Source organism: Coprobacter sp. (assembly GCF_982436375.1).
This window is the reverse complement of the sequence record NZ_CEWDCG010000011.1, coordinates 22,926-30,293: the sequence shown is the minus strand read 5'-3', so window position 1 is coordinate 30,293 and position 7,368 is coordinate 22,926. Positions and strand designations below refer to the sequence as shown.

The window sequence follows — 7,368 nt, the reverse complement described above, 5'->3', positions numbered from 1 at the left end:
AACACTTTGTGTATGAATTAGTTGGCTGATTTTATATTATTTACTGAATGTCCCTTTTTATGATTATGGATTAAAATCCGGATTCATGAAATTTTGGATGTCGACAAGTACCTCTTGAGCCTGTTTGGCCGGACTTTCGGGATTTATCTCCGTAGCGCTTAAATAGTAAAAAGTCGCTTGTTTCCAGTCTCCTTTCTTTCTAAAAATATTACCTAACAAATAATACGCCTCATCGTCTTTCTCATTTTGTTCGATGCGCCGATTGAGCAATTCGACGGCCTCTTCCAATCTGTTTTCAACGATTAAATCTTTTATTATGTCTGTTGTTTCCATATTCTGCCGTTTTTACAAATATACGCTTTTTGATCAGATTAAACTTTAAATAGGCCCTAAAGTGGAATAATTAACGTTTTTACGAGAACAGAGTTTTTATCTGGAGAAGTGCACCCACCTTTTTGGGGAAAGGCGGAATAAAAAAGAGATTACCGTTGTCGATAATCTCTTTTTTTGTAGCGGAGCCGGGAATCGAACCCGGGTCTCAACAATGAGAATGTTACATGCTAGGCCACTACACTACACCGCCATAAATATGCAGCAAATGTATATAAAATTTTAAATCGATGTTCTCGAATATTGATTTTTTTTGGAAAATTTAAAATATCTCTTTAAGTGAGAATATTTTGGTTCGATATACCGTTCTTATCTAAAAAATTAAAATAGGGAGTAATACTTTTATTACATTTGTAACTTGGATAATAAGTTCATTATTCGATTATAAATAGATACTGTTTTGTGTATGTTACAGAAAATATTCGGGTTCAATAAGCAGACGATGAACCTACGCACAGAAATAATTGCAGGAATTACGACTTTTTTGACAATGAGCTATATTTTGGCTGTAAATCCGGCAATGTTGAGCACTACGGGAATGGATAAAGGGGCAATCTTTACCGCCACAGCCCTTGCTGCCGCTATAGCGACTCTTCTGTTAGCTTGTATGGCAAAATTACCTTTTGCCCAAGCTCCGGGTATGGGGCTGAATGCTTTCTTTGCTTTTACCTTAGTGCAGGGTATGGGCTATTCTTGGGAAACGGCATTGGCAGCGATGTCTGTAGAAGGACTTATATTTATATTGATTACACTGTTAAATGTCAGAGAAATAATACTGAATAGTATTCCGGTGAACCTCAGGCACGCTATATCTGCCGGGATCGGAATGTTTATCGCTTTTATAGGATTAAAGAATGCCGGCATTATAGAATCGAACCCTTCGACATTCGTGGCATTAGGGCATTTTACTCCTATATCTTTATTAGCTATTTTCGGAATATTGCTGAGTGCCGTGTTATTGATAAAGAAGGTAAAAGGCGCTCTGTTTTACAGCATTCTTTTGTGTACGATTGCCGGTATACCGTTAGGTGTTACCGAGATACCGGAAAATTTTATCCCCGTTTCCATGCCTCATTCCATAGCCCCTACATTTTGTAAATTCGATTTTGAAGGCTTCTTTACTTTAGATATGGCAATTATCATTTTCACATTGTTGTTTATGAATATATTCGATACGCTGGGAACTTTGGTCGGACTTGCTACAAAAACAGGAATTATGGATAAAAACGGACATATTCCCCATGTGAAAGAAGCCATGATGTCTGATGCTATCGGGACTACGATCAGTTCGATGTTAGGAAGTTCTACTGTCACGACTTATGTAGAAAGTGCTTCGGGTATTGCGGAAGGAGGACGTTCGGGCGTTACTTCTCTGATTACCGGTTTGCTTTTTATTCTGGCGCTCTTTTTTGCTCCTGTTTTTCTATTGATACCCGGAGCAGCTACGACCGGAGCTTTTGTTTTAGTCGGTGTATTTATGATGGATTCTATCGGTAAGATAAATTTATCCGATATTTCAGAAGCTCTCCCGGCTTTTGTTACGATTATTATGATGGTGCTGACCTATTCGATAGCCAATGGTATCATTTTAGGATTGCTTTGTTATGTGTTGTTGAAGTTGTTTAGCGGGAGACATAAGCAGATTACCCTTACGATGTATATTCTCGCTATATTGTTTATTATAGATCTTATTTTGGCATAGCAATATCCGATAAAATATATATTTAGAATCTGTTTAAATTTTGTTCGGAGCATCTTTGTGAATTTTTTTGAGGGTATTTGGGGATAAATATTAATTTACACACGTACCGAAATCCATTATAAAATAAAAAACAGCTATTTACAAAATATGCAAATAGCTGTTTATCAAGAGCGGCAAACGGGACTCGAACCCGCGACCCTCAGCTTGGGAAGCTGATGCTCTACCAACTGAGCTACTGCCGCATTTCTTTTTGACGTGGACAAAGATACAATTTTTTTTATTTCAATGTATATTCTGTAAAAATCTTTTTTTGTTTAGTGATGTAAGAGGCTGTTCAAGTTTTCTGATAAAGAGCTTTTCAAAGTTGACTCCGGGTAAAATTTAGACAGGCATTTAAAATCTACATAAAGAAGTCGACACCTTTGGCAACACAGTAATAACGGAGGAATTTGCCTGCAAGCATCGATAAATTTGTAATAAGCACATTGGCACGCATAAGCCCTAATGTGACGATGATCAGATCTCCTCCGGCAGGAAGAAAGACGAAAAAGGCCATCAGAGCTCCTTTCCCTTGTAAGAATTTTTGAGTTTTATCCAAACTCGATTTTTTAATGCGCAGATATTTCTCTATCCATTCGACTTTTCCCAGTCGTCCTATATAATAGCAGGTTACTCCTCCCAGCCAATTTCCGGCAGTTGCCGAAGCGAGACATCCCCACTCGTTATATCCGGCATATAGCAGCAGGCCTAATACGACTTCTGAACTGAACGGAAGAATGCTTCCGGCAAGAAAACCTGCTATGAAAAGCCCTATATAACCCCACTCACTAAGTCCTGCAATAAAATCCATAAATAGAATAATAGGTAAATGAATATAATGGTATAGAACAAATAAACCATTGTCTTGTTGGTAATGTTATTGAAGAGGTGTGATGCTTGTATTGCTACATATACATTTAAAAAAGGCAGGAAGTTGTAAAACTCCGAAATATTCAACCCGATGAATATTGTTGTACACACAGATAAGACATTGATAAACTCGTTGTAAACGCGAGTACATATTTTGTCGCTGTAATGCTTATAAAGGCTGCTTATGCCAGCAATGAATCCGATGGCGATTGTCGGTAAGAGATATAATAACTGAGAAAATTCGCCTTCGTCATGTAGCCAATGTATTGTCCCGACGGTTTTGAATATTTTATCGAATGATAACGGATAATTCCAAATGAAATGCCCTCCGTAAAAGAGCCATAGAACCGTAATGATTCCGATTATGGACGCAAAAAATGTTTTAGAATTTAATGCCCGGGTCTGATATAATCCGATCCAGAATATCGGGAGAAAGAATATTAACGGTGTCCAAAACAGAAAACCGGCTGTAATAAGCAGGGAAAAGGTAAAAGCTTGATTCTGCGGGCGAATATTTTGATATGTACTGTAAAGAAGTGCTATGGACAATAAGATCACCGGTACGAGAATATTGCCGATTCGTAATTCTGAAGTCAGTTCGGGATTAGAACATTCAAGTAATAAGAAAAACAGCAAAGGAAGCGATGAATGCGCTCTTACGATCGTATATATGTTATTGATCCATAGGAGTAATAAACTGCTTATCAAGATTGCTCCCAGATTGATAATAATACGGATATGCTCGGTATGTATTCTGTTGAACAAAAAAGACAGCAAGCCTTCTGTGCCGGATACCTGCGGCTCGTAAAAGATGTAAGCTATCAAAGATAACAAGCAGGCAGCTACCACACTGAATGTAATGGTGGTAGCACTGCCCGAAATGTTGTATAGCTTGTCTTCCCTCATATATGTTAAAGGTCAAAACCTATATCGTGGCGGAAATATTTCTTTTCGAAAGAGATTTTTTCCGCATTCTTGAATGATGTCGCAAGAGCTTCGTTTTTATCTTTTCCGTAAGAACTTACGGCGATAACGCGACCTCCGTTCGTGACGATATTCCCGTCTTTCAATGCTGTCCCGGCGTGGAACAAGATACTATCGTTTATCTGGTCGATTCCGGTAATTATTTTCCCCTTTTCATAATTACCTGGATAACCTCCCGATACGAGCATAACCGTTACTGCGGAGCGAGGATCGACTCGGAGTTCTTTTTCGGATAGTTTGCCTTCGGCTATACCTTCGAATAGTTCGACCAAATCGGAAGCTATACGGAGCATTACCGCTTCGGTTTCGGGATCTCCCATTCGCACGTTATACTCTATTACCATCGGTTCGTTTTTCACATTGATAAGACCGAGGAATATAAAACCTTTGTATTCGATATTTTCGGCTTTCAGGCCTTCTATTGTCGGTTTTACGATGCGGTCTTCGACTTTTTTCATAAATTCGGCATCAGCGAAGGGTACGGGAGAAACCGCACCCATACCTCCCGTATTCAATCCGGTATCGCCTTCCCCGATCCGTTTGTAGTCTTTCGCCTCAGGGAGTATTTTATAAGAATTGCCATCGGAAAGGACGAAAACCGAGCATTCGATTCCGGATAAAAATTCTTCTATGACGACCGTGCTGCTCGCTTCTCCGAACATACCGCCGAGCATTTCTTTCAGTTCCCGTTTCGCTTCGTTCAAGTCGGGAATGATCAGTACACCTTTCCCGGCTGCCAATCCGTCGGCTTTCAGTACGTACGGAGCTTCTAATGTGTCGAGAAAAGCGCATGCTTTGTCATACTGCTCGGCCGTGAAACTTGCATAGCGGGCGGTGGGGATATGATGACGCATCATAAATGCTTTGGCGAAGTCTTTGCTCCCTTCGAGTCGTGCACCCTCTTTTGATGGTCCTATTACCGGAATTTTATTTAATTCCGGATCGTTTTTGAAATAGTCGTATATACCTTTTACCAATGGGTCTTCAGGTCCTACTACGACCATATTTATGTTATTGTCGAGGACAAACTGACGGATACCGTCAAAATCGGATGCCGACAGAGCTATGTTGATGCCGATCGATGCTGTTCCTGCATTGCCCGGGGCAATATATAGTTTATTTACTTTCGGACTTTGTTTTATTTTCCATGCCAGAGCGTTTTCCCGGCCTCCTGATCCTAATAACAAAATGTTCATTATTGTCTGTTTTTCTTAGTTTATTTTAAATAATCATCAAAATACCGAGTTATTTTTTCATATAAATGTACCCGGTCAGGACCCAATACATTGTGGAAGTGTCCCGGATATACAAAGTAGTCGGGATATGTACCGGATTGAATACAACTTTTTAAAAAAGACAAGCTGTGTTGCCAGACTACGACCGGATCTTGATCTCCATGTATCAGCAATAAATGTCCTTGAAGGTTTCCTGCAATACGGTTCAAATTACTGTTTTTATATCCTTGTGCATTCTCTTTAGGTGATCCCATATAACGTTCACCGTACATTATTTCATAATATTTCCAGTCGATTACAGGACCTCCGGCAACACCGGTTTTGAATGTTTCGGGATTGTTCAGCATCATATTCGTGGTCATAAATCCGCCGAAACTCCATCCGTGTACACCGATTCTGTTTTCATCGACATACGGTAGAGATTTCAGCCATTTTATACCTTCCATCTGATCTTGCAGTTCAATCTTTCCAAGCTGCCGATGAGTAACGTTTTCGAATGCCGAACCCCGGTTTGCCGATCCTCTTCCATCTATTGTAAAGATAATATATCCCCGGTTTGCCATATAGATATCCCAGCCTCTGGCATCCCACTTCCAGCCATCCCGTACTTGTTGGACGTGAGGGCCTCCATACACGTATACGATGACAGGGTATTTCTTACCGGTTTCGATTTTTCCCGGTTGTGTCAGACGGTAATATAAGTCTGTTTCTCCGTCCGCCGCCTTTATTGTTCCGCATTTTATATCCGGCATTGCATAACCGTCATAAGGGTCGGGTGCACATAATAGATTTTTTGTTTTACCTGTTTTCAGATCGGAGAAATCGATCATGCGGGGAGTATTATGGTTGCTGTAACGGTCTATCATATATCGTCCCGATTTGCTCATCAGGGGGGTGTGTACACCGTTTGCAGGAGTCAGTCTTTCCCGTTTTCCGTTTGAGAGGGTTACCCGGTATAAATTCACTTCCAGAGGAGATGCTTCGGTAGAGGTGATATACAAGTATTTTCCTGTCGGATCTATTTCTGCCGAAAGGACTTCCCATTCTCCCCGAGTGATTTGCCGGATCATTTTTCCCGATGTGTCGTAAAGATATAGATGCCGGTAACCGTCTTTTCGGGAAGTGTAAATAAATAATTCGGATTTTCCGGGAATGAAAATCAGTGGATTTTCCGGTTCTACATATTTTTCATTTGTTTCGGTAAACAAAGTGCGGAGATGCTTTCCTGAAGCAGCATCATATACTTCGACACGGCAAGTATCTTGACGGCGGTTCAATTCTTGTATATAAATTTCTTTTTCATCGGGCGACCATGTTATATTGGTAAAATAACGGTCTTTGGGAGTTCCTGTGTGCAGATATACGGTATTTCTGTCTGAAAGACGAAAAACACCGACTGTTACTTCGTGACTCCGCATGCCTGCCATCGGGTATTTGATATTTTTCAATTTAGCTTCTCTTGCCGAAATATCTACTAATGGATAGTCGCCTACCATGGTTTCATTCATCCGGTAAAATGCAAGAGCATTTCCTTCCGGAGACCAAAAAGTACCTTTCTTGATCCCGAATTCATTCCGGTGTACGTTATTTGCTCCCATCGAAATATAGCCGTTCGAATCTTTACCAACGGTTATCCGTTCTCCGTTTGGCAATATAATATATAGCCCGTTCTCATTGGTCAGGGCATATTGACGTTTGTGCGGGTCAAAGTCGAAATCGGTGTCTCCTTTTTCCAATGGATAGAGCTGCTCGATAGAATTGCCGTCAGCAGATAAATGGATAAAATGCTTATCATGTAAAAACGATATTCCGTTTTCTTTTCCGTCTTCCCACACTGATATTTTGGGCATCGGTCCGACAGGTTTCAGACCTTTTTCCACAATAAATCGGTTTATATCCTTTACGGTAACAAGAACTTTTTCTTTATGATTTCCCGGTTTTACGATCATTATAGAATCACCTTTTTGATAAATATAATTTTCTCCGAGAAATTGTAGTTGCTTTATATTTTTCGGCACGAATCGAGCATAAGTTTTGCCTCCGGGCATCAGGTTATCGAGTGAAAATTCTTTAAGTTGAGCCGATACAGCCATAAATTGAGTGATTGCTAATATAAATAAAAAACGGAGTTTCATTCAAAAAATCATT

General features: G+C 40.0%; 6 protein-coding genes and 2 tRNA genes. 1 reads left to right on the top strand and 7 read right to left on the bottom strand.

Annotated features, from left to right (window positions below):
* Positions 1-63: 63 nt before the first annotated feature.
* Both AC1WHX_RS01465 and AC1WHX_RS01460 read right to left on the bottom strand, forming a co-directional pair.
* Positions 64-333: a tetratricopeptide repeat protein gene (locus tag AC1WHX_RS01465; protein ID WP_303116600.1), complete on the bottom strand. Its 270-nt coding sequence runs from the start codon at positions 331-333 to the stop codon at positions 64-66.
* A 177-nt stretch (positions 334-510) separates the two neighbouring features.
* Positions 511-583 (bottom strand) — tRNA-Glu (locus AC1WHX_RS01460).
* 213 nt (positions 584-796) lie between these two features.
* On the opposite strand from AC1WHX_RS01460, the gene AC1WHX_RS01455 reads away from it, so the two are divergent.
* Positions 797-2,092: an NCS2 family permease gene (locus AC1WHX_RS01455; RefSeq protein WP_303116598.1), complete on the top strand. Its 1,296-nt coding sequence runs from the start codon at positions 797-799 to the stop codon at positions 2,090-2,092.
* A 169-nt stretch (positions 2,093-2,261) separates the two neighbouring features.
* Here the strand turns inward: AC1WHX_RS01455 and AC1WHX_RS01450 are convergent.
* From AC1WHX_RS01450 to AC1WHX_RS01430, 5 genes are all read right to left on the bottom strand, one after another.
* Positions 2,262-2,334 (bottom strand) — tRNA-Gly (locus AC1WHX_RS01450).
* Positions 2,335-2,492: 158 nt separating this feature from the next.
* A complete protein-coding gene (locus AC1WHX_RS01445; protein ID WP_122337010.1) occupies positions 2,493-2,942 on the bottom strand; it encodes a YqaA family protein in 450 nt (149 codons plus the stop codon).
* Positions 2,903-3,907 carry a hypothetical protein gene (locus tag AC1WHX_RS01440; protein ID WP_122337011.1) on the bottom strand — a complete coding sequence of 335 codons (1,005 nt, stop codon included), beginning with the start codon at positions 3,905-3,907 and terminating at the stop codon, positions 2,903-2,905. Before AC1WHX_RS01440 ends, AC1WHX_RS01445 begins: the two co-directional genes overlap by 40 nt.
* A gap of 5 nt (positions 3,908-3,912) precedes the next feature.
* Positions 3,913-5,181, bottom strand: a complete 1,269-nt coding sequence (gene purD, locus AC1WHX_RS01435; protein WP_302544929.1) for a phosphoribosylamine--glycine ligase — start codon at positions 5,179-5,181, stop codon at positions 3,913-3,915.
* Between the two features lie 20 nt (positions 5,182-5,201).
* The gene (locus tag AC1WHX_RS01430) at positions 5,202-7,355 is read right to left on the bottom strand and encodes a S9 family peptidase (protein ID WP_302544930.1); all 2,154 of its coding nucleotides are present in this window, start codon (positions 7,353-7,355) and stop codon (positions 5,202-5,204) included.
* Between the last annotated feature and the right edge of the window lie 13 nt (positions 7,356-7,368).

Excerpts from the sequence above, each read along its gene's own strand:
- AC1WHX_RS01430 (WP_302544930.1), bottom strand. The coding sequence starts at position 7,355 with ATGAAACTCCGTTTTTTATTTATATTAGCAATCACTCAATTTATGGCT.
- AC1WHX_RS01465 (WP_303116600.1), bottom strand. The coding sequence starts at position 333 with ATGGAAACAACAGACATAATAAAAGATTTAATCGTTGAAAACAGATTG.
- purD (WP_302544929.1), bottom strand. The coding sequence starts at position 5,181 with ATGAACATTTTGTTATTAGGATCAGGAGGCCGGGAAAACGCTCTGGCA.
- AC1WHX_RS01445 (WP_122337010.1), bottom strand. The coding sequence starts at position 2,942 with ATGGATTTTATTGCAGGACTTAGTGAGTGGGGTTATATAGGGCTTTTC.
- AC1WHX_RS01440 (WP_122337011.1), bottom strand. The coding sequence starts at position 3,907 with ATGAGGGAAGACAAGCTATACAACATTTCGGGCAGTGCTACCACCATT.
- AC1WHX_RS01455 (WP_303116598.1), top strand. The coding sequence starts at position 797 with ATGTTACAGAAAATATTCGGGTTCAATAAGCAGACGATGAACCTACGC.